At 63.0% G+C, this 22,734-nt stretch carries 19 protein-coding genes; 15 read left to right on the plus strand and 4 right to left on the minus strand.

Annotation, left to right across the window (positions count from 1 at the left end):
- The first annotated feature begins 531 nt into the window (after positions 1-531).
- From PCO31110_RS11860 to PCO31110_RS11895, 8 genes are all read left to right on the plus strand, one after another.
- Entirely contained in the window at positions 532-1,455 is a 924-nt protein-coding gene (locus PCO31110_RS11860) for a LysR family transcriptional regulator (protein WP_010807515.1), read from the plus strand.
- Positions 1,456-1,617: 162 nt separating this feature from the next.
- Entirely contained in the window at positions 1,618-2,694 is a 1,077-nt protein-coding gene (locus tag PCO31110_RS11865) for an ABC transporter substrate-binding protein (protein WP_174979533.1), read from the plus strand.
- Between the two features lie 128 nt (positions 2,695-2,822).
- Positions 2,823-4,850, plus strand: a complete 2,028-nt coding sequence (locus tag PCO31110_RS11870; RefSeq protein WP_150690522.1) for an aconitase family protein — start codon at positions 2,823-2,825, stop codon at positions 4,848-4,850.
- 3 nt (positions 4,851-4,853) lie between these two features.
- Positions 4,854-6,137 carry a CaiB/BaiF CoA transferase family protein gene (locus PCO31110_RS11875; RefSeq protein WP_150690523.1) on the plus strand — a complete coding sequence of 428 codons (1,284 nt, stop codon included), beginning with the start codon at positions 4,854-4,856 and terminating at the stop codon, positions 6,135-6,137.
- Positions 6,138-6,239: 102 nt separating this feature from the next.
- Complete coding sequence (locus PCO31110_RS11880; protein ID WP_150690524.1) at positions 6,240-7,322, plus strand: CaiB/BaiF CoA transferase family protein; 1,083 nt, start codon at positions 6,240-6,242, stop codon at positions 7,320-7,322.
- 209 nt (positions 7,323-7,531) lie between these two features.
- Positions 7,532-8,218 carry a hypothetical protein gene (locus tag PCO31110_RS11885; protein WP_144265685.1) on the plus strand — a complete coding sequence of 229 codons (687 nt, stop codon included), beginning with the start codon at positions 7,532-7,534 and terminating at the stop codon, positions 8,216-8,218.
- Positions 8,219-8,289: 71 nt separating this feature from the next.
- The gene (gene dinB / locus PCO31110_RS11890) at positions 8,290-9,420 is read left to right on the plus strand and encodes a DNA polymerase IV (RefSeq protein ID WP_036661192.1); all 1,131 of its coding nucleotides are present in this window, start codon (positions 8,290-8,292) and stop codon (positions 9,418-9,420) included.
- A 21-nt stretch (positions 9,421-9,441) separates the two neighbouring features.
- Complete coding sequence (locus tag PCO31110_RS11895; RefSeq protein ID WP_150690525.1) at positions 9,442-9,951, plus strand: MgtC/SapB family protein; 510 nt, start codon at positions 9,442-9,444, stop codon at positions 9,949-9,951.
- Between the two features lie 252 nt (positions 9,952-10,203).
- On the opposite strand, the gene PCO31110_RS11900 is transcribed toward PCO31110_RS11895, so the two are convergent.
- On the minus strand, positions 10,204-10,659 hold the full coding sequence (locus PCO31110_RS11900) for a hypothetical protein (protein ID WP_010807507.1): 456 nt from the start codon (positions 10,657-10,659) through the stop codon (positions 10,204-10,206).
- Between the two features lie 111 nt (positions 10,660-10,770).
- Between PCO31110_RS11900 and PCO31110_RS11905 the strand changes: the two genes are divergently transcribed.
- Entirely contained in the window at positions 10,771-12,267 is a 1,497-nt protein-coding gene (locus tag PCO31110_RS11905) for a cryptochrome/photolyase family protein (protein ID WP_150690526.1), read from the plus strand.
- Positions 12,268-12,547: 280 nt separating this feature from the next.
- Here PCO31110_RS11905 and PCO31110_RS11910 read toward each other — a convergent pair whose 3' ends face one another.
- The 3 genes from PCO31110_RS11910 to PCO31110_RS11920 all read right to left on the minus strand — a co-directional run bounded on the left by PCO31110_RS11910 (position 12,548) and on the right by PCO31110_RS11920 (position 15,873).
- Positions 12,548-13,465: an urea transporter gene (locus tag PCO31110_RS11910; RefSeq protein WP_174979535.1), complete on the minus strand. Its 918-nt coding sequence runs from the start codon at positions 13,463-13,465 to the stop codon at positions 12,548-12,550.
- 271 nt (positions 13,466-13,736) lie between these two features.
- Positions 13,737-15,455 (minus strand): glutamine--tRNA ligase/YqeY domain fusion protein, encoded by a 1,719-nt coding sequence (locus tag PCO31110_RS11915; RefSeq protein ID WP_150690528.1) that lies wholly within the window; start codon positions 15,453-15,455, stop codon positions 13,737-13,739.
- Between the two features lie 220 nt (positions 15,456-15,675).
- Positions 15,676-15,873: a hypothetical protein gene (locus tag PCO31110_RS11920; RefSeq protein WP_010807503.1), complete on the minus strand. Its 198-nt coding sequence runs from the start codon at positions 15,871-15,873 to the stop codon at positions 15,676-15,678.
- A 147-nt stretch (positions 15,874-16,020) separates the two neighbouring features.
- Between PCO31110_RS11920 and PCO31110_RS11925 the strand changes: the two genes are divergently transcribed.
- The 6 genes from PCO31110_RS11925 (at position 16,021) to PCO31110_RS11950 (ending at position 22,731) form a co-directional block, all read left to right on the plus strand.
- On the plus strand, positions 16,021-16,536 hold the full coding sequence (locus tag PCO31110_RS11925) for a hypothetical protein (RefSeq protein ID WP_010807502.1): 516 nt from the start codon (positions 16,021-16,023) through the stop codon (positions 16,534-16,536).
- A gap of 558 nt (positions 16,537-17,094) precedes the next feature.
- Positions 17,095-17,328, plus strand: a complete 234-nt coding sequence (locus tag PCO31110_RS11930; RefSeq protein ID WP_010807501.1) for a hypothetical protein — start codon at positions 17,095-17,097, stop codon at positions 17,326-17,328.
- Positions 17,329-17,431: 103 nt separating this feature from the next.
- Positions 17,432-17,899, plus strand: a complete 468-nt coding sequence (locus PCO31110_RS11935) for a GNAT family N-acetyltransferase (protein ID WP_010807500.1) — start codon at positions 17,432-17,434, stop codon at positions 17,897-17,899.
- A gap of 96 nt (positions 17,900-17,995) precedes the next feature.
- The gene (locus PCO31110_RS11940; RefSeq protein ID WP_150690529.1) at positions 17,996-19,927 is read left to right on the plus strand and encodes an ATP-binding cassette domain-containing protein; all 1,932 of its coding nucleotides are present in this window, start codon (positions 17,996-17,998) and stop codon (positions 19,925-19,927) included.
- 294 nt (positions 19,928-20,221) lie between these two features.
- The gene (locus PCO31110_RS11945) at positions 20,222-22,201 is read left to right on the plus strand and encodes a DNA topoisomerase IV subunit B (RefSeq protein WP_010807498.1); all 1,980 of its coding nucleotides are present in this window, start codon (positions 20,222-20,224) and stop codon (positions 22,199-22,201) included.
- A 110-nt stretch (positions 22,202-22,311) separates the two neighbouring features.
- Positions 22,312-22,731, plus strand: coding sequence for a DUF4399 domain-containing protein (locus PCO31110_RS11950; protein WP_217427189.1), 420 nt, complete (start codon positions 22,312-22,314; stop codon positions 22,729-22,731).
- Positions 22,732-22,734 lie beyond the last annotated feature (3 nt).

Raw genomic sequence — 22,734 nt, forward strand, 5'->3', positions numbered from 1 at the left:
CTCTCGACAGGATTGGTGGTTGCCGCGCCGATAGCGCCGCACTATAGTCAAAGCAGACCCGGCAACGAAGCCGGGATGATTGAGCGTCAACAAAATGATTGCGATCGTCATTTGCAAATGTTGGCTGTTCATGGCCTTGGCGTCGGCACCACCGCCCGAGGTATCGTTCGACACGGCGGACGGCGGCTGGGCTGCCGTTCTGCTCGCAGGAGCGATGCGCTAGTGGTTGTCCTGGGAGGGGCCGGCGCAGGCACTTGAGACGGATGCCCGACGTCCGATGGCAGTCTGCAACCTGCTGCCTTGAAGTCGGTTTCGTGCCGTTCGACGCCTGACGCGTTCTCCCCCCCTTGCGTCGTCGAATCACCGGTTTTTCCCGGATTCCGCGTTCGTTCACAGTCATTCATGATGGTTTGCGAACGTTCGCCGGCGGTTCGGTGTTGTTTTCCGGCGTCGTCAGGGGCGGTCGCGAGTGGCGTTTTTGCCACATGCACCGCAAAATCGCTGTCAATGCAGTGCCTTGGGGAGATAGGCATGGCGCTATGGCGGATCGATCTTGTCTCGCTGCGACTGTTCGTCGCCGTTTGCGAAGAGAGCAGCATTGCCCGCGCTGCCGAGCGCGAATTCATCGCGCCCTCGGCCGTCAGCAAGCGTATCAACGACCTCGAATCACTTGTCGGTTCCGCACTTCTTCAGCGCCACAAGTGGGGCGTGCGTGCCACTCCGGCGGGCGAGGCCTTGTTGCATCACGCGCGCAACGTGCTGCGAAGTCTGGAGAAGATGCAGGGCGATCTGTCCGAGTACACCAGCGGTGTGCGTGGCCACATCCGCATCTTCGCCAACGTTTCCTCGATCGTCGAAACCTTGCCCGATGAACTCGGTGCTTTCCTGCGCCGGCATGATGGGGTCAAAGTCGACCTCGAGGAACACACCAGTGCGCAGGTCGTGCGCGGCGTGGCCGACGGCGCCACGGACATCGGCATCTGCTGGGACGCCGTCGATACCCGCGACGTCGAAGTCTTTCCCTATCGCCACGACCAGATCGTGACCGTGCTGCACCGTGAACATCCACTGGCCAGCGCGGAGCAACTCGCATTCGTCGAAACGCTCGATTTCGATCAGGTCGGCGTGCATCCGGACAGCGCCATGTACACCGTGCTGCGGCGCCTGGCCGCCGAGCAGGGCAAGACCGTCAAATTCCGCATTCATGTATCGACGTTCGAAGCCGTGTGCCGCATGGTGCGCGCCAATCTCGGGCTGGCGGTGGCGCCGCGCGAGGCGGTCGGCATCTATTCGCAAGTGACCGACGGTGAGGCGCTGCGCATCGTGCCGCTCACCGACCCGTGGGCGCAGCGGCGTCTGATCGTGTGTGTGCGCCGCTACGATGCCTTGCCTGTGGCATCGCGCATGCTGGTCGATCATTTGTGCGCGCGTAACGTAACAGAGGGTAACGCCTGAAGCAGGGGGGAGCGGCAAGCATCGTGATTGGCGATGTCTGGCATGCCGAAACACAACTTGTCGTGGCATTGGTGGCAGCGGATGCTTTGCAGGGCCGATAGCGATTCCGGCCGACGAGCCGGAGCGCGCCTGTGTCCCGCATTGCGCGGGAGGAGACACGCGATGACACATACCGAAGCGCGCCGAGTGCGCGATGCCGTGGGACGTCTGATTTTCGTTCTCACACTGATTGCGTTAGGCCTTGTCGCATTGAGCCTGAGCGCCGGGGCATCTGCCGCCCCCGCCCAGCCGCTCGAAAAGCCGAAGATTACGATTGCCGTCGGCGGAAAGCCCGGCCTCTATTACCTGCCGTTGACCATTGCCGAACAACTCGGCTACTTCAAGGATGAAGGGCTCGACGTCACCATCGACGACTTCGCCGGCGGCTCGAAGGCCTTGCAGGCCGTTGTCGGCGGCAGTGCGGACGTGGGCACCGGCGCCTTCGAACACACGCTGCTGATGCAGACCAAGGGGCTCACCTATCAGGCGTTCGCCGTGTTGGGCGCGGCGCCGCAACTGGTGCTCGGTGTGGTGAAGGCCAAGGCCGGTGAGGTCAAGTCCGTCAAGGATCTGAAGGGGATGCGCATCGGCGTCAGCGCGCCGGGATCGAGCACGCACATGCTGGTGAACGTGGCGCTCGCGAAAGTGGGCCTCAAGCCGAGCGATGTGTCCATTGTCGGTGTCGGGAGTAATGCGACGGTGGTGGCCGCAGCCCGTGGCGGACAGGTCGACGCGATCTCCAACGTCGATCCGATGATGACGCTGTTGCAGGAGTCGGGCGACCTCAAGGTGCTCGTCGACACACGTACGCAAGCCGGCACCCGCGCCATGTTCGGCGGACCGATGCCTGCCGCCGTAATGTACGCGCCGCAGAGTTTTATCCAGAAGAATCCACGTACGGTGCAGGCACTGGCCAATGCCATCGTGCGGGCGGACAAATGGCTCCAGCACGCCTCTGCCGCCGATCTCCTGAAGACGGTGCCGGAGCCCTATCTGCTGGGCGACAAGACACTCTATCTGAAGGCCTTCGCCAACTGCCGCGAGGCGTTTTCGCCGGACGGCATGATGCCTGCCGACGGTCCCGCCACGGCGCTGAAGGCGCTTGCGTCGTTCACCCCCGAGGTCAAGCCGTCGCAGATCCGGTTGAGCGACACGTGGACCAACACTTTCGCGATACAGGCGAATCGACAGTACCCCTGAGCGTTTGCTGACGAACGCGCGTTTGGACGTCATGACTTCACATTCCCCACGTTGCCGCACGACAATTCGGCACGGAACTTGCGATCGAAACGGGTGAGCCCATGCGGGAACATTCGAGGAGCGATCTCATGCAAGCTACCGTGAAACTGAACGGACGTGTGCTGTGGTTGAGCGACCGTGCCGACGTCATGGCCCGGCAACTTGCGGGCGAATCACTGACGCGGGCCGAAGCCGGGCCCTTGCGCGACCAGATTTCCACCGACGAGATGACGCCCGCATGGGCCTGTCTGGCGTTCGACGAAACGCTGGGCGACTACGTTTACGTCGGATTGCGATGCAGTGACGACTCGGCAGATCTTGCCGGAGTGTTTCCTGTCAGGCCAAAGGCGGTGCGTGAAGGCGGTTTTGCACTCTCCGTCGCGGGGCTGCGCCGGGGTAAGGGATCGTCGCGCGAGGCCAGTCCGTTTGCCGAGTGGTGTGCAGGCATCCGCGTGGTGATTGCCGAGAGTTTCGAGCGCATCTACGCGCAGAACTGTCAAAACCTCGGGCTGCTGATGTCGACCGATGTGGCGCTTGCGGAGCGCTTGCAGGCGGGCGAAGCGGTGCCGATCGAGGTCTTTCTCGAGGACTGCGATCCGTTGGGTGAAGCCATTGTGCGCAGCGGGGGACTGTTCGGCTACACGCGGCGGCGTCTGGCGGGAGACACCGTACCGCCACGTCCCGCCCATGCGCCGGGCCCGATGACCTACGGCGAGAAGCTCATTGCCAAGGCGCTTGGCGTGGCTCGCGTGCGCGCGGGCGATGCCGTGTTCGTGCCCGCCGACTGGCGCTTCTCCCATGAATATGTGACGCCCATGGCCGTGAGCTTCCTGCGCCACGCCTTCGGCGATGCGGTGCCCGAGTTGCACGATCCGGCGTCGATATTGTGCTTCGAGGACCACCTCACCCATCTCGACGCGGTGTCCGCCGACGCCAGCCGGCCGCCGGCATTGGTGGATGCGGCGAAACGTCTTGGCACGGTGCAGCGTGAATTCTGCGCGCAGCACGATCTGCGCCTGCACGGGCGCGCGGCCGGCGGCGGCTCGGAAGGCATTTGCCACGCGCTGATGCTCGAGCGCTACGCCTTGCCGGGGCAGGTGATCGTCGGCACCGATTCGCACACGCCGCATTGCGGTGCCATTGGTGCGTTCGCCTTCGGTGTCGGGGCGACGGAAATGGCGAACGCCTGGCTGACGGGGGACGCGCGTCTGGCGGTACCCGGCACCTGCCTTGTGCAACTGCGCTCGTCTTTGCCGGCGGGCGTGGGGGCGAAGGATCTGGCGCTGCATCTGCTGCGTCTGCCGTATATCCGCGACGGCCGCGCCATCGGCCAGATCATCGAATTCGCCGGTGAGGCGGTGGCGCACCTATCGACCGACGAGCGCGCCACCCTGACCAACATGGTCGCGGAGATCGGCGGGTTGACAGGGCTGATCGTGCCTGATGCCGAGACCGTCCGGTATCTGCGCGAGCGGCGCGGCATCGACTTCTCGCTGGCGCCGTGGATGACCAACGATGCGCAGGCGTCATACGCGCACGTCATCGAGATCGATTGCGCATGTCTCGGGGCGATGGTGGCGAGTCCCGGCGATCCGGGCAACGGCGTAGCGCTGATCGATCTGACGGCGGCGGTGCCCATCGATATTGCTTACGGCGGGTCTTGTACGGGCAGCAAGCGCGACGATCTGCGGGCTTGTCACGATGTGCTCGCATGGGGGCTGTCGCATGGACATCGTGTGGCCGATGGGGTGCGCTTCTACCTGCAATACGGTAGCGAAGACGTGCGGGCATGGTGCGAGGAACAGGGTTACGCCGACGTGTTCGCGGCGGCAGGCGTGACGATGCTCTCGCCGGGGTGTGGCGCGTGTGTGAACGCCGGTCCCGGCGTGTCGCGCGCCCCGGGCGAAGTGGTCATCAGCGCGCAGAACCGGAATTTCCCCGGACGTTCCGGGCCGGGACAGATGTGGCTGGGGAGTCCGGCCACGGTGGCGGCGAGTGCCCTGGCAGGGTACATCGTCGGCTTCGATCAACTACGACGCGACGGATTCGTCCCGCATGCTGCGAGGCCGCCAGGCCGGCCGTGTGGCGAAGCGTCGAGAGTAGGTTCGGGAGGGTAGTCGATGCCGCAAGAATCTCCTGCGGCGCCAATGCCGTTGCAAGGCATTCGCGTCGTGGAGTTTTCCCATATGGTCATGGGCCCCACGTGTGGCATGGTGCTCGGCGATCTCGGCGCCGACGTCATCAAAGTGGAACCCGTGGGCGGCGACGCGACGCGGCGTCTGCTGGGCACGGGGGCGGGCTTCTTCCGCGCGTTCAATCGCAACAAGCGCAGTCTGGCCGTGGATATCACCCGGCCCGAAGGGCGCGAATTGATTCTGCGTCTGGTGGGCACGGCCGACGTGCTGACCGAGAACTTCAAGCCGGGGCGAATGCGTCAGATCGGGTTGGATTACGCGACGTTGTCGCGTCTGAATCCGGCGCTCGTCTATGTCTCGCTCAAAGGCTTCTTGCCGGGCCCTTACGCGGCGCGCACCGCGCTCGACGAAGTGGTGCAGATGATGGCCGGGCTGGCCTATATGACCGGGCCGCCCGGGCAGCCGCTGCGCGCAGGGGCGTCGGTCAACGACATCATGGGCGGTGTGTTCGGTGCCCTCGCCGCGCTGGCGGCGCTGTATGAACGCAAGACGACCGGGCGCGGGCAGGAGGTGCAAGGCGCGCTGTTCGAGAACTGCGTGCTGCTCGCGGCGCAGCACATGCAGCAGTATGCCGTGACGGGAGTGGCACCCGACCCGATGCCTGCGCGCCTGTCGGCCTGGGGGATCTACGATGTGTTCACGGCACGCGACGGCGTGCAGATCTTCCTCGCTGTCGTGAGCGACACCCAATGGCGAACGTTCTGCGACGTGTTCGGCCGTCAGGATCTGGCCGACGATGCGCGGCTCGCGACCAATAACGACCGGGTACTGGCGCGCGACTGGCTACTGCCCTTGTTGCGCGAGATGGCGCAAGGGTTCGACGCGAGCTATCTGGCGGCCGCGTTCGAGCGTCACGGTCTGCCGTTCGCGCCGATCGTCGCGCCGCAGGCGCTGTTCGACGATCCGCATCTGCTCGCGAGCGGCGGATTGGGCGATCTGGTGACTGAGAACGGCGAACACACGCAGGTGCCGCTGCTACCGATCACGATGGCGGGGCAACGCTTGCCGGCGCGCCGTGCCCTACCGGCGGCGGGTGAGCATACGGGTGAAATCCTGCGCGATCTGGGGTATCTGGATACCCAGATCGCCCGTCTGTTGAGCGAGGGGGTGGTGGCGGGACCGGTGCATGAAACCCTGCCGGACAATGCCTCCGGCGCCAATGATCACACCGGTCCCGTTTTGTGGGAAGACGGCGCCAGTCGAGGCTGAATTCGGCATTTTCCGAGCGAGGATGGCGTGTCGTCTGCTTGCGGGCGGACGGCACGGCGCGGTACGGTGTGGGCATCGCCGCTCACTCCTTCTCTGCACGCCATGACCGCATCGTTCGATCTATCTCACGCACGTGAATCGTCGGCACCGTCTGCCTTGGCCGACGCACCGCTTGCCGGCATTACCGTTCTGGATCTCACCCGTCTGTTACCCGGTCCGCTCGCCGGCCTTCGTCTCGCCGAACTGGGCGCGCAGGTCATCAAGATCGAGGACAAGGGCGCTGGCGACTACGCCCGCGAGATGATGCTCGGCGAGGACGAGCCACCGCCGAGCGCGTTCTGGCGTCTGCTCAATCGCGGCAAATCGGTGGAGCGGCTCGACCTCAAGAACGATGCCGATCGCGCGACGTTTCAGGATTGGGTGTCTCGTGCCGACGTACTGCTCGAAGGATTTCGCCCCGGCGTGATGGCACGGCTTGGCTTCGGCTATGAGACGCTTGCGCGCCTCAGACCCTCGCTGGTGATGGCGTCGATTTCGGGCTACGGGCAGCATGGACCGATGGCGCAGGCGGCGGGGCACGATATCAACTACATCGGCTATGCGGGGGTGCTCGACCAGCTGGGGGACACGGCGGACGCGCCTATCGTCCCGAACTTCCAGATTGGTGACTTGTACGGCGGCGGGCAGGCGGCGGCGCAAGCCGTGTTGGCGGCGCTCGTCTTCGCACAGCGCACAGGGCGTGGCCGGTGGCTGGATATTTCGATGACGCACGAGGTGTTTCGCGCGAACCTCGTCCCCGCCGTGGCGTTGCACCGGCAGGGGCACGTGTCGCGGGCGGGCACAGATTTGCTCAACGGCGGTGTGCCTTGCTATCAGGTGTATCGCACTCAGGACGAACGCTACATGGCCGTGGGGGCACTCGAACTCAAGTTCTGGCAGACCTTGTGCGACGTACTCGGGCGCAGCGACTGGAAGTCGCGGCACTGGTCGCTGGGCCAGGTCATTGGCGGCGACGATGCGCGCGCCCTTCAGGGTGAGCTTGCGGCGGTGTTTGCAAGCGCATCGCAGGCCGATTGGACGTTGCGCTTTGCCGATGCCGATTGCTGCGTCACGCCGGTGTTACGTCTGGAGGAAGCCATGACGCACCCGCTGTTTGTTCAGACACGCGAGGCGCTCATGCCCTGATGCCGGGGCACGGCAGGTTACCGAATGTCACAATTTTTCAGGGAGGTGAGGCGCGAGGTGCGGCCTTCCATCGCGTAGAGTCGTCGCTTACCGACACCGATACGCTCATGACTCGACGGCTCGCCTTACATCGACATCGACACTGGTTCACCCGCGCTGCGAGAGGACGATTGGCGTTCGCGCTCGTCAGTACGGTGGCAAGCGCGGCGATGACCGGATGTGTGTCCTATCAGGACGCACCGGCAGATCACGGGAAAGTTCGCTCGACAGCGATGACGGCGGCCGATCTTGCGCAGACGGATATCAATCGCATGGCGACATTGGGTATGCGGGCCAATCTCGAGAGCTTGTACGTGTTGGCCGACAAGCTCTACAGGCGTAACCCGCGCGAATGGCGCAAGAGCGGGGCCACGAGTCAGGCCCAGGCGATGACGCAATTGCGCGCTGCCGTCGAAGGGCGGCGTAGCGTGCCGGCGCTACAGGATCTGCGCGACGTGAAGGCGCTGTCTCTCTCGCTCGCCCCGACGTTCGATGGCGATCGCGTGGCCGCTTTCGTCTTCAGCCTGTCGGACACGATCATCACCGCGCACGGTGGAACGACCGTGTTTTATCTGAGCGATGGTCTCGATGCGCAGCGGATCTATAACGCGGCGCGCAACGTGGAAATTGCCGCGTGGCTGTTGGCGAGCCGTCGTGACCCCGCAGGCAATCCGTTATTGCTGGCGAACGAAATCGCTGATGTGCGCAACGTGAGCTTTGAACGGGAGTTCGGCAAGGTCATCGGCCGCCTCGACCTGCTGGCCGAGATGCTCGACGAAAAGTACCGCCGTGCGGGCATCGGCTATGCCCAGAATTTACTCGGCGCGCAGTTTCTCCAGTTCCTGCCTGTGCGATGATGGGACGTCACTGATGGGGCGCAAATGTTGCGCGAATGCTGTATATTTGCACAGTGTTTTCGCCGCCTGCCATGTCCTCCCCAATACGCAAGATCATTCACTGCGACGCCGACTGCTTTTACGCTTCTGTCGAGATGCGTGACGATCCGTCGTTGCGGGGAATTCCACTGGCCGTCGGTGGCCAGCCGGATCAGCGAGGTGTGGTCGCCACATGCAATTATGAGGCGCGCGCCTTTGGCGTGCGCTCCGCCATGCCGTCGGCTCAGGCGATCAAGCTGTGTCCGGTGCTGCGCATCATTCCCCCGAGGATGAGCCGGTATCAGGAAGCCTCGCAGCGCATCATGGCGATCTATCGCGATTACACGGATCTCGTTGAACCGCTTTCGCTGGACGAGGCGTATCTGGATGTCACAGATAGCGCGCATTGCGATGGCTCCGCGACGTTGATTGCCCGCGAGATTCGCGCTCGCGTTGCCGCAGAAGTCGGGCTGACCGTCTCGGCCGGGGTGGCGCCGAACAAGTTCATCGCCAAGATCGCCAGCGATTGGCGCAAGCCCGACGGCATGTTCGTCGTCAAGCCCGCGCAGGTCGATGCGTTCGTGGCTGCGCTGCCCGTCGAGCGCCTGTTCGGCGTGGGCAAGGTGACGGCGGAGAAGCTCCGCGCACTGGGCGTGGATTCGTGCGGTGACTTGCGAAGTCACTCGATGACCAATCTCACCGAGCGGTTCGGCGTGTTCGGCCAACGTCTGTTCGAGCGCTGCCGTGGCATCGACACGCGCGAAGTGAGTCCGGATCGCGAACGAAAATCGATCAGTGTCGAGACGACCTACACGCGCGATCTGCGAACGCTCGCCGAATGCGAGACGGCACTCGAGCCGCTGCTTCGTCAATTGTTCGAGCGCGTTGAGCGCGCGCGTCGCAGCGAGCCGCTGGCCATCGCGAAGATCTTCGTGAAAATCCGTTTCGCCGACTTCTCGCGCACGACTGCCGAAGCCGGTGCACTGGGTGTCGACCCCGTGCAATGCCGGGAGTTGCTGGCGGAAGCGGTGGGCCGCAAACGCCGCCCGGTGCGCCTGATGGGCGTGGGCGTGCGCCTGCTGGAAGCGCAGGCGGCACGCCAGTTGCGACTTTTCGACGACGAGCAGAGCTGCACCTCACTCACCGCGCCGCCGCTGGGCGATAATGCGGCATCACAGGCATAGATCGCGCGAGCGAGATGAGGGATGGCGGAGATCATCGAAGTCACATTGCGGCTGGCGGCGGCATTGATTCTTGGCGGCCTCGTCGGGCTCAATCGAAATTTGCATCACAAATCTGTCGGCTTGCGAACGCTGGCAATCGTGTCGTTCGGCTCGGCGTTGTTCGTGCTGGCGGTTGTGCCGTTTCCGGGGTCGTCGCTGAGCTACGACAACTCGTCGGTCAGCCGGGTGATACAGGGCATCGTCGCCGGCATCGGTTTTCTTGGCGCGGGTTGCATCATCCGTCCGAGTCACAGTGCGTCGGTGCATGGGTTCACCACGGCGGCGGCGTTATGGAGTACGACCGGGATCGGCATCATTTGCGGTCTGGGCCGCTGGCATATCGCGCTGGTGGCGATGCTGCTACTGCTTATCGTGTTAGCACTCGGCGGGCGGATCGAAGCGCTCGCGCACCGTTGGCTGGGGCACGACGAGTTGCAAGAGCCTTCGTCTAACGGGGACGCGCCGGCGCCGCATGAGCGCGACGGCAAGTGACATCCATCCTGCGTCTGCAGAAGATGCACATCGTAGCCTCCTCGTCCCGGACGTCACGGCCAAAATCCTGCGGATACCGAAGAAAAATGCCCGCCGAAGCGGGCAAATGACGTTGTCGCAGTACCCTCAAAAGGACGTAAGAGGGCGATTTCATTTTGGTCAGCGACGGGTCATTCGCCAATCGGGGCTTGCCCGATTAGGGAAAGCACGTCGGGGGGACTACGTAGGTTTGCCGAGAGATCGCACGCCCCCTCACCGTAGCGCGCGCAACTCCGTGGCGCGAGCCCGCGCGACCCGCAAGCCGTCGGCCTTGAGCGAGAACGTGGCGGCATCGGCTTGCTGCGAGGCGTCGGTTGCTGAGGTGTACGTCACAATGGCGGCCTGCCGCTCGCGGTGGAATCGCTCGGTGATCGGCGCGCACTCTGCGGCAGCTTCATCCGCCAGCCGGGCAGAATCGGGCACAAGATCGATATAGCGCGCGACATGGCCGTAGAGGCATGTCCGGTACTGGTCGGCCGCGGCGTCGGCGGCGGCCAGATGACGCTCACGCAAGGTGGCGGGGTCGGGCGCGGGAGGACGCGTCGCAGCAGGCGTGGTGTTCGGTTTCGATGGGGTGGCGCAGCCAGTGACAAGCAGCACGGTGGCGACACAGAACAGGGCGGGCACGACAAGGCGCGTGCGGGCCAAATTCGGAAACTTCCGAGTCATGAGGTAATCGAGGCCGATGGCATGAAGTCCGCGATCTCGCTATGGTAAGGGATTTGGCGGATTCGTCCCGAATCAACCGACAACGGCGCGCGGATGTCGCGCAAATCCGACATGAGCGAATTCGAAAAAGGGCTGGTCTGGATGCGGCGCGATCTGCGCTGCACCGATAACGCAACGTTGACGCAGGCGCTGTCAACGTGCCGCGAGGTGTATGTCGTGTTTGTTTTCGACACGACGATTCTTAAATATCTGCCGTCCGACGATCGCCGTGTCGCATTCATTCACGACAGCGTGGCCGAATTGGCTCGCACCCTGGAGGATGCCGGGGGCGCACTGATCGTGCGTCACGACGATCCCGCCGTAGCGATTCCCTCGCTGGCGAAGTCGCTTGGCGTTCAGGCCGTCTTTGCCGGCCGGGACTACGAACCGGCGGCGGTAGCGCGTGATCGTTCCGTGGCGCGCTCGCTCGACGATCTCGGCATTGCATTCGAGGCGCTCAAGGATCAGGTGATCTTCGAGGCCAGCGAGATTCTCACGGCGCAGGGTGAGCCGTACAGCGTGTTCACGCCTTACCAGCGGGCATGGTTGAAGCAGGTGCGTCCGGTCGATCTGGCGCCTCACGGGCGCACGCGTGATCTGGAACATCTGGCCGTGCCGCCGAACGGCGCCGAGGCACTTCCTTCGCTCGCGTCATTGGGTTTCGACGTGCCGGAATCTCGCCGGATGTCGGTTCCGGCCGGGGAGTCAGGCGCTCGCCAACTGCTGGACGATTTTCTGCCGCGTATGGCGCATTACCACGAGCGACGCGATTATCCCGCCGTGCGCGGACCGAGCTATCTGTCGGTGCATCTGCGTTTCGGCACGGTCTCGATTCGCACGCTCGCTCGCGAAGCCCATGCTGCAATGCTCCGGGAGGGGGATGCCGGAAGTGGCGCCCAGAAATGGCTGAGTGAACTCATCTGGCGCGAGTTCTATTTCATGATCCTGCACCATTATCCGCATGTCGCCGGGCAAGCGTTCAAACCCGCTTACGACGCTATCGAATGGGCTTCGGGGACGGCAGCCGACGCGAATTTTCAAGCCTGGTGCGAGGGCCGAACGGGGTATCCGCTGGTGGATGCCGCCATGCGTCAGATCAACCAGACGGGCTATATGCACAACCGCCTTCGCATGGTCACGGCAAGCTTTCTGGTCAAGGACCTGGGCATCGATTGGCGACGGGGCGAGGCGTATTTTGCACGCGCCCTGAACGATTTCGATTTGGCGGCGAATAACGGTGGCTGGCAATGGGCGGCGTCGACCGGGTGCGATGCGCAACCGTATTTCCGCATCTTCAATCCGACAACCCAGTCGGAGACGTTCGACCCACACGGCCGTTTCATCCGGAAGTATGTGCCGGAGCTGGCCGATCTGCCGGACAAGGCGTTGCATGCGCCGTGGCGAGCGGATGCGCAGACGCTGCTTGACGCCAAGGTCACGCTGGGGCGCGACTATCCGCAACCGGTAGTTGCTCACGACGTGGCCCGAAAGGAGACACTTGCACGGTACGCTGTCGTGAAGACACCGGCCGTTTCCGGCAAGCGCGGCGACGACATGGGCGCGGAGTGATGAAAGATCGGTGTATACCCCCGTCAACTTTTTCCGCTTCTGGCCGTTGATACGAGTAGGGCACTCAAGAGGCCTGGGCTTCGGTAGCGGTTCACAACGTCGGGGGGCGTTCGTGGGCGTCAGGGAGGAAGCAGTACAACAAGAATTGCTCGGAAACGAGCGAAGGCAGGCCAAAACCACACGGGGAAGCTGAAGAATGCTTTGCCGCACAGACGGCGGCTTCACCACACGGGGTTTGCGATGAGCGAGTGCCCGGAGCGTTAACGTTCCGGGCATTTTTTTATGGGGAGTCAGGCTGTCGGCGTTGGGCTGTTGCGCTCAGGACGATCCAGACCGCCAGATTGAACGGCAGGGTGAAGTACGGCCAGCCCAGCGAACCGAGCGTCTGGCCAAGCGTGATGCAGATGGCGCTGGCCAGAACGGCGCCGGCAAAGCGCAAGGCGGGGCACCGTGCAAACACGCCCAATCCGAGTGCCGCAAGAAACGCATTCACGCCAATCCCGCCGGCTTGTCCGGCCATCGCGGGCCATATCGTTGCCAGCGCGGAGAGACCCGACCAGACGGTGCCGCCCGCTGCCAGCGCCCACAACGTGGTGCGCACATTCCAGAGCGCGAGCACGTACCAGGTGAGCAGACCCAGTACTAGCGGTGCCATGAAGACGACCTGACCAACCGAGCAGAAGACGACGCCGGGCGTGCCGGTGTCGCACGAGAGTGCCCCGGTGCGCGGTAACAGCGCCAGCCAGGGCTGCGCCGCCCATGTGAGCGCCATGACTCCCACAAACGGGCCGGTCAGGGCAGGGAGTCTGTAGCGGGCGAGTGCGGCCGTCGTGAAGACGGTCAGGCAGACGCAAACCACCAGCCATGCGGCGCACGCGGCGTCGGGTTGCCACAGAGCGCCGAAAGCGATGCCGGTCAACGCGCCGTTGTACCCAAGTGTCCCGCTGCGGTGCTGCTCACGCGGCAGCCGTAGCATGATCGCCAGACACGATGCGGCGACACTTGCCGCCAACCCGGAAAGGGCGGCAGGTAAGTCAGCCAGCGCGAGCACGGCGAGCAACAACAGGCCGATGCCTGCCGATGGAATGAAGTAGATCTGTGCGAAGTTCGCGACCGTGCCGTGAAGCGCATCGGTCAGCCAGCGGCGCTCAATCGCAAAGTGCACCGGGGATGCCGGCATGGGCGAAGGATGAGGCATTGGCATGGTCGGACCGCGGCGGTTCGGGAGGGCATTGACGGTGAGCTCGCGACGTGAGGCGCCTGAGTGGGCGCCCCCCCCCCCCCCCCGAAAGACACACGAGCGATGAGCGCGAGCTTACGCCGAACCGGTCTGTCCTGGCGCTTCGGCGCCTTATAGTCGGTATTTCATCGCATGCGGCGGCCGCCTGCCGCGAATCAATCGCGCCCGGAAAAGCAAAACCCGCGCACGAAGGCGCGGGTCTTGTTCGGCGGGCGTCGCTATGCGGCGATTACTTGCCGCCGCCCTTTGCCGGTTTGACTGCCCAGCTATCCTTGAGCGATACGATCCGGTTGAACACCGGCTTGCCCGGCACCGAATCGTGGCGGTCGGCGACAAAGTACCCATGACGCTCGAACTGCACGCGATCTTCCGGTGCAACGTGCATCAGACCCGGTTCGACAAAGGCTTGCGTGACATGCTTCGCGTTCGGATTGATGGCGTCGAGGAAGTTCTTGTCGCCAGCATCCGGGTTCGGGTCGAGGAACAGCCGGTCGTAGATGCGCACCTCGGCGGCAACCGCATGCGGCGCACTCACCCAATGGATGTTGCCCTTGACCTTGTAGTTGTCCGCGCCTGGCGTGCCCGAACGGCTGTCTTCGAAGTAGTTGCAATGCACGGCGGTGACGTTGCCGTTGGCATCGGTATCGAAGCTCGTGCACTCCACTACGTAACCGTAGCGCAGACGCACCTTGTTACCGGGGAACAGTCGGAAGAAGCCCTTCACCGGCTCTGCCTGGAAGTCTTCGCGCTCGATCCACAACTCGCGCGAGATCGGGAACGTGCGCATGCCGCGCTCCGGGAAGTGCGGATGCACCGGTGCCTGACAGTCTTCCTGCTTGCCTTCCGGGTAGTTGTCGATGACGAGCTTGAGCGGATCGAGCACTGCCGTCGCACGCGGGGCCTTCGGATCGAGGTCGTCGCGCAGGGCCTGCTCGAGAATGCTCATATCGATCCACGACGCCGACTTCGCCACGCCGATGCGCTCGCAGAACAATTGCAAGCTTTCGGGCGAGAAGCCGCGACGGCGCAGTCCGACAAGTGTGGGCATGCGCGGATCGTCCCAACCGTCGACGTGTTTTTCGTCGACCAACTGGCGTAGCTTGCGCTTGCTCGTGATGGCATAAGTCAGTTGCAGACGCGCGAATTCGATTTGCTGCGGCGTCGGACGCGTGAACATGCCGGCATCGGCCAGTTCGCCCAGCACCCAGTCGTAGAACGGACGCTGATCTTCGAACTCCAGCGTGCACAGGCTGTGCGTGATGTTCTCGATGGCATCTTCGAGCGGGTGCGCATAGGTGTACATCGGGTAGAGGCACCAGGCGTCGCCCGTACGATGGTGATGCGCGTGACGGATGCGGTAGATGGCCGGGTCGCGCAGGTTGATGTTCGGCGAGGTCATGTCGATCTTGGCGCGCAGCACGTGCGTGCCGTCGGCAAATTCGCCTGCACGCATGCGGCGGAACAGATCGAGGTTCTCTTCGACCGAACGGTTGCGGAACGGCGAATCCTTGCCCGGCTCGGTCAGCGTGCCACGGTTGGCGCGCATGTCGTCGGCGCTTTGGCTGTCGACGTACGCCTTGCCGCGCTGAATCAGGATCTCGGCGCCCTGATACAGCTTATCGAAGTAGTCGCTTGCGAAGTAGAGGTGTTCCTTCTTCGGCGTCTGATAGCTGAAACCGAGCCACTTGACCATTTCAATGATCGAGTCGACGTATTCGGTTTCTTCCTTTTCCGGGTTTGTGTCGTCGAAGCGCAGATGGCACACGCCATCGTAGTCGCGCGCCATCCCGAAGTTCACGCAGATGGCCTTGGCGTGACCGATGTGCAGATAGCCATTGGGCTCAGGCGGGAAGCGCGTCTCAACGCGCTGGCCCCATTTGCCCGAGCGATTGTCTTCGTCAATGATATTGCGGATGAAATTGGATGCCGCGTTCAGCTCTGTGCTCATGCCTGACCAGTGTTTGGAGTTTGGCGAATATTCTACCGTACCGCATTGCACCACGGGCGAGCGTTCGCGCGGCAACACGGCGGGGATGTGGAGGCTGCGTGGAGTTGACCCCTGGAAACGCGGAGAACGTGGCGTCGGGAAGTGGTCCGGACGGGCATCCACTCGCACATGCGGGCAGGCGGCCGGTGCCTCGCGCGCGCGGGGCACCGGCGCTCAGGGGTCAGACGTTCGGTGCCTGGACTGCGGTGCGCTGTGCCGGCCAGTCGGCGTAGGACAGCAGCCAGAGAGAAATGATGTTCACGACCGGGATGAAGGCCAGTACCGTCAACCATGGCGACAGGCCGAGCCGGGTCAGAATGCGCCAGACGGGAATCCCAACGAGCACGATAGCGACGAGCAAGCCTATAAGACTGGACATGCGATATCTCCCGAAAGTCCCGCCGGCGGCGGGCTGCGACACCAAGTATATAGCGCGGGCCAGCCGTTGCCGCGCCCGGATTGTTCTATCCTGAAAAGACTGCCGGTGCTACCGGCGGCCTGTGAGTGACCCTCAAGGGAGGACATCATGGAACTGCACCTCCATTCGCATCGCTACACGCACCGCTCGCCCGACTGGGTGGCGGCCGCTATTGCCGGCTTTGTCGCCTGCGCCTTCTTCTCTGCGGTGGAAATGCTCATGGTGCTGCTGGTCTCAGGCCAGAGCCCGTGGGTGCCGCCTCGAATGGTCGCGGCCATTGTGCTGGGCCCGGGCATTCTGTCTCAGCCGGCCACGTTCGACCTTTCCATCGTCTCCATGGCGCTCCTGGTCCACGCGGCCATCGGCGTCGTGCTTGGCGTGGTGCTGGGCGCGATCATCGCGCCGTTCCGGCTGGACTCGGATGTGGTCACGGTGTCGGTTGCGGGCGGGGTCTTCGGGCTCGTCGTCTACGCCGTCAACTTTCACATCATGACGCAGTTGTTTCCGTGGTTCATCGAGTCGCGCGGCTGGACGATGGTCGCCGGGCACGTGATCTTCGGGGCGTTCGCGGGCTATATGTACTGGGTACTGGCCCAAATAGAGGACCGCACGGCCACGCCGTAGCCACAGTTCGGGATTGCGCCGCTTCGGTGCACGAGCAGGATTTTTCTGTTATCATTCGCGAACTGTACTCATTTTTCCGTCATCTTCGGATTCAATGAGTGGCAGTCCCCCGTGGCATGAATTGCCGGGCAGGTTCAGACCCCGTCCGGAAGATAGCCAACGTGTGGCACGATTATCACTACACATGTGCCGCACGACCGTGCTACCCCATGTCGCCCTGAATGATTGGCGCGATTCCACGTGACCAACGTTCTTGTTGCTGCCCTCGACCGGGCGGCAGTGCATCGTTCCCCGAAACAGGAAGTCGTACACAGAACGCCCCCCGTTGCGCCTTACGTTGCGCAATGACGGTGTGCATAGGGTCTTGTGCCGTATGCAGCGTTCAGCAGTGCCGTCTGTCGTATGTCAGTCACGCGAATGTCGTGTGCTTGTCATATTTGCCCGATAGGCTGCGTGCACTTCACGGAAACATTTGTGCAAATCTGCACTCTCATCACCGTAAGCCGATTCGAGAGGGATAGTTATTAGTCAAATTTTATGCAGTAAGAAGGATACAAAATGAAAACAACGCAATATCAAGAATTCCAGTACATCGTCCATGCCGTGGAGCGTGACAACGCCCGGTGGGACGCGTTTTACGAGATTCATCGTCCGACCCGTCAAGGCATGAAAAAAGTAGGTGCCTATCAGGTGCAGACTGCCTACGGCTTTGCTACGCAAGGTAACGCCCTTGATGACGCCGAGCGTAATGCCCGTGCCGACATCGAGCAAGGCATCGTCTACTATCAGTAAGTCGGATTCCCAGCAGTTCATTCCATGTGCGCGATGCTGGCATCGTCGCTTTGCGACGGTGCTATAGTCCGGCCTTTCACAACGAGAGGCTGGAGCGTCGGGAATGGAATGGATTTGCAAGTCGTTCGACGAGTTGGGCAGCACACTGCTTTATCGCATTCTGGCGGCGCGAAGCGCCGTATTCGTGGTCGAGCAACAGTGCCCCTATCAGGACGTCGACGGACGCGATCTCCATAGCCTGCATCTCGTCGCGCAAGTGCGCGACGCATCGGATCAGCCGCAAATTGCTGCGTATCTCCGCCTGTTGCCGCCGGGGCTTGCTTATGACGAAGCGTCGATCGGGCGCGTGATCACGGCGGCGTCGCATCGCGGCACCGGGCTCGGGCGCGAGTTGCTGACCCGGGCGATCGCCATTGCCGAGGTGCAGTGGCCGTCGGCCCCGCTGCGCATCGGCGCTCAAGCCTATCTGGAAGCGTTTTATGGCGCGTTCGGGTTCGTCAAGGTCAGCGAGCCGTATGACGAAGACGGCATCATGCATATCGAAATGCTGCGCGCGCCGGCGGCGCAATGACAGTACCGTCGCCGTGCAATAGCAGTGCAATATCGGCCGGGCCTTCGCGCCCGGCACTACAATACCTCCCATCGCAGTTCTCCCGTTCCCCGACACATGGCCTTGTATTCCATCACGGGCGCCCAACTGGCGTTCGGTCACGTGGCATTGCTCGACAATGCCGATTTTTCGCTCGAAGCCGGTGAGCGCGTCGGGCTTATCGGGCGCAACGGCGCAGGTAAATCGTCGCTGCTCAAGATCGTGGCGGGCTTGACCGTGCCCGACGACGGGCTGGTCGCTCGTCAGGCCGGGCTCAATACGGTCTATGTGCCGCAAGAACCCGAGTTCGACGCCGATCAGACGGTGTTCGACGCCGTCGCGCTCGGCCTCGGCGATTTACATCTGCTGCTCTCCGATTATGATCGCACAGCCGAGGCGCTGGCCGACGCCCCCGACGGGGCCGAGCACGATGCGCTGCTCGCGCGTCTCAATACCCTGCAGTCGTCGCTCGACGCCGCCGACGCATGGCAAGTCAAGACGCGCGTCGAGACGACCATCGCTCAGCTTGGCCTCGACGGGCACGCGCGCGTGGGAGCGCTCTCCGGCGGGATGCAAAAACGTGTCTCGCTGGCACAGGCGTGGGTAGCCAAACCCGACGTGTTGCTGCTCGACGAGCCGACCAACCACCTCGATTTCGAAGCGATCCGATGGCTGGAAGACCTGCTCATCGGTTATCGCGGTGCGCTGCTGTTCATCACTCACGATCGCAGTTTCCTCGACCGCGTTGCCACGCGTATCGTCGAACTCGACCGCGGGCGCTTGCTCTCGTACCCCGGCAACTTCACGCAGTATCAGGAGCGCAAAGCCGCGCAGCTTGAAGTCGAGCGGGTGGAGAACGAGAAGTTCGACAAGCTGCTCGCGCAGGAAGAAGTGTGGATTCGCAAGGGCGTCGAAGCGCGCCGCACGCGCAGTGTGTCGCGTATCGAGCGTTTGAAGACGATGCGCAACGAGCGCGCCGAGCGTCGTGAAATTCAAGGCAACGTGCGCATGGATGTGGCGCAGGCCGAGAAGTCCGGCAAGATCGTGGCGGAACTGACCAACGTCACAAAGTCGTATGGCGAGCGCGTCATCGTGCGCAATTTCACGGCGACCCTCATGCGTGGCGACAAAGTCGGCCTTGTCGGCCCGAACGGTGTCGGCAAGACGACGATGCTTAAGCTCATCCTCGGCGAAATCGCGCCGGATAGCGGGCAGATTCGCGTCGGCACCAATTTGCAGGTGGCGTATTTCGATCAGATGCGCGCGCAACTCGACCCCGAGAAGAGTCTGCTCGATACGATCAGTCCGGGCAGTGACTGGATCGAAATCAGCGGCGTGCGCAAGCATGTCATGAGCTATCTCGGCGACTTCCTGTTCTCGCCGGAGCGTGCCCGCTCCCCGGTGAAGTCGCTCTCGGGCGGCGAGCGGAACCGTCTGCTGCTCGCTCGATTGTTCGCGCGCCCGGCCAACGTGCTGGTGCTCGACGAACCGACCAACGATCTGGACATCCCGACCCTGGAACTGCTCGAAGAACTGCTCGAGGATTACAGCGGCACGGTGTTCCTCGTGAGCCACGATCGGACGTTCCTGGATAATGTGGTGACTTCGGTCATCGCAGCGGAAGGCGACGGCAACTGGCGCGAGTATGTCGGCGGGTTCACCGACTGGCAGGTGCAGAGTGAACGCTCCGCCGCGCTTGCTGCGCAGCGTGCGCCGGCCGACGAGGCCGCCAGGGAAGCGCCCGGCGCGTCGAAGCGCAGCGCCAATCGCACGGTCAAGCTGAGCTACAAGGAGCAGCGCGAACTCGACGGTCTTCCGGAGCGCATTGCCGCATTGGAAACGGAACAAAAGGACGCCGCTGCGAAGATTGAAGATGGCTCGATCTTTGTGAAAGATCCGGCAGCCGGGGCGGCGTTGTCCGAACGTTTCGAGGCCATCGAACTAGAGTTGCTCGAAGCGCTCGAACGCTGGGAAGTGCTCGAAGCCAAGCAGCGCGGCGAGAGCGCCTGACGATTGAACGAAGCGCTTGCGGCCGGATATCCGGCCGCATCGCGTCGACTGGCACGGGTTGTCATTCGAGCGCGTTGCGAGTGACAGTACAATAGGCCGCGATTCATCAGGCGCGGCTCGCCTCCCGGCTCACCCATGCCGGGCGCCGAGCGCGCAGAGTGCCCATTATGTGGGCGCCGCAACTCAAGTCGTTGATCCGGCGTCGCTTTTTTCATGTGTTAATGGGTTTTCCCCGTGGTTGTCCACAGGATGTGTGGATAATCACGGGGCGTCGTACCCCAATTTAGTCACGCTATGTCGAAAAAAAATACGCCTGCCCAGTACAGCGAAGCGTCCATCAAGGTCCTGAAGGGCCTTGAGCCGGTCAAGCAGCGCCCGGGCATGTACACCCGCACCGAAAATCCGCTGCACATCATTCAGGAAGTCATCGACAACGCGTCCGACGAAGCGCTTGGCGGTTTCGGCAAGCAGATTCTCGTCACGCTGAACAAGGATGGTTCGGTGAGCGTCGAGGATGACGGCCGGGGCATTCCCGTCGGCATCCACCCGGAAGAGGGCGTGCCGGTCGTTGAAATCGTGTTCACGCGTCTGCATGCAGGCGGCAAGTTCGACAAGGCTGCCGGCGGCGCCTACACCTTCTCCGGCGGTTTGCACGGCGTTGGCGTATCGGTGACGAACGCGCTGGCGACACGTCTGGCCGTGACGGTCTGGCGTGAGGGCCAGGTCTCCGAACTCGAATTTGCCAACGGCGGAAACGTCAGCGTGCCGTTGCATTCGCGCGCCGCACAACGTGGCGAGAAGAAGAGCGGTACGCGCGTCACCGTCTGGCCGGACACGAAATACTTCGACAATCCTGCGCTGCCGCTGGGTGAACTGCAACGCTTGCTGCGCTCGAAAGCCGTGCTGTTGCCGGGCGTGCGCGTCACGTTGCGTCAGGAGAAGAACGGCGAAGAACAGACGTGGTTCTACGAACATGGTCTGCGCGGCTATCTGGTCGAATCGCTGGGCGGCGCAGAGCCGCTCATCCCGTTGTTCGAGGGCGAGCGATTTGCCGATGGCAGCGAAGACAGCTTTGCCGAAGGCGAGGGCGCAGCGTGGGTCGTGGCATGGACCGAAGACGGCGCGCCGGTGCGTGAGTCGTACGTCAACCTGATTCCCACACCGGCAGGCGGTACCCACGAATCGGGGTTGCGCGAAGGGCTGTTTCAGGCCGTGCGCGGCTTCATCGAACTGCATAATCTTCAGCCCAAGGGCGTGAAGCTGCTGCCCGAGGATGTCTTTTCGCGCGTGTCGTTTGTGCTGTCCGCGAAGGTACTCGATCCGCAATTCCAGGGGCAGATCAAGGAGCGTCTGAACAGCCGCGACGCTGTGCGTCTCGTGTCGTCGTTCACGCGTCCTGCGCTTGAACTGTGGCTCAACCATCACGTCGAGCACGGCAAGAAGCTTGCCGAACTCGTGATTCGTCAGGCGCAGGCGCGCACGCGTGCAGGCCAGAAGATCGAGAAGAAAAAGAGTTCCGGTGTGGCCGTGTTGCCGGGCAAGCTGACCGATTGCGAGACCGAAGACATCACGCGCAACGAACTGTTCCTGGTTGAAGGTGATTCGGCGGGCGGCTCGGCGAAAATGGGGCGCGACAAGGAGTTCCAGGCGATTCTGCCGTTGCGCGGCAAAGTCCTCAACACCTGGGAAACCGAGCGCGACAGGCTCTTCGCGAACAACGAAGTGCATGACATCGCCGTGGCCATCGGCGTCGACCCGCACGGCGCGAACGACACGCCCGATCTGTCGAATCTACGCTACGGCAAGATCTGCATCCTCTCGGACGCCGACGTTGACGGTTCGCACATTCAGGTGTTGCTGCTCACGCTGTTCTTCCGTCATTTCCCGCAATTGATCGCGAAGGGGCACGTGTATGTGGCACGTCCGCCGCTGTACCGCGTAGACGCACCGGCACGTGGCAAGAAGCCCGCGCAGAAGCTCTACGCGCTCGACGAAGGCGAACTCGAAGCGATTCTCGACAAGTTGCGCAAGGACGGTGTGCGCGAATCCGCATGGTCGATCAGCCGCTTCAAGGGGCTGGGAGAAATGAGCGCGGCGCAGTTGTGGGAAACCACCATGAATCCCGACACTCGCCGGTTGAGCCCCGTGGCACTCGGCGGGCTCGATTTCGACGCGACCGTGGCGCGGATGAACATGCTCATGGGCAAGGGCGAAGCGGCGCAACGGCGTAGCTGGCTCGAGGCCAAGGGCAATGAAGTGGAAGCCGACATCTGAGCGTTTTTGCGGGTGTCGTTCCAATGACGGGGACCTCACGCATGTGCAGACCAGCGTGAGCGTTCACATAGTGGGATAATCCGAGTCTTACTCTTACCGGGAGTCGCGTTATGTTGCGTTCAATGCGTTGCATTTTCGTGCCGTTGCTGCTTGCGGGCGCAAGCGTTACCGCTTTGGCACAATCGCCTCAACCGCGCGTCTTTTTCGTTGCTCCGGCGGACGGGGCAACGGTGGCAAACCCGGTGGTGGTCAAGTTTGGCGTCGAGGGAATGGCGATCAAGCCGGCGGGCGATATGACGCCCAACACCGGTCATCACCACCTCATCATCGACGGCGGTTCCATTCCTGCAGGTCAGGTCGTCCCCACCGACGATACGCACCTGCATTTTGGCAAAGGCCAGACCGAGACGAGCGTCAATCTGACGCCGGGCGATCACACGTTGACGATGCAGTTCGCCAACGGTGCGCACCAGTCGTACGGTCCGGCGATGAGCCAGACGATCAAGGTGCATGTCAAAGGTCAGCAATAACCA

This window comes from Pandoraea communis, assembly GCF_902459745.1.
Taxonomy (GTDB): Bacteria; Pseudomonadota; Gammaproteobacteria; order Burkholderiales; family Burkholderiaceae; genus Pandoraea; species Pandoraea communis.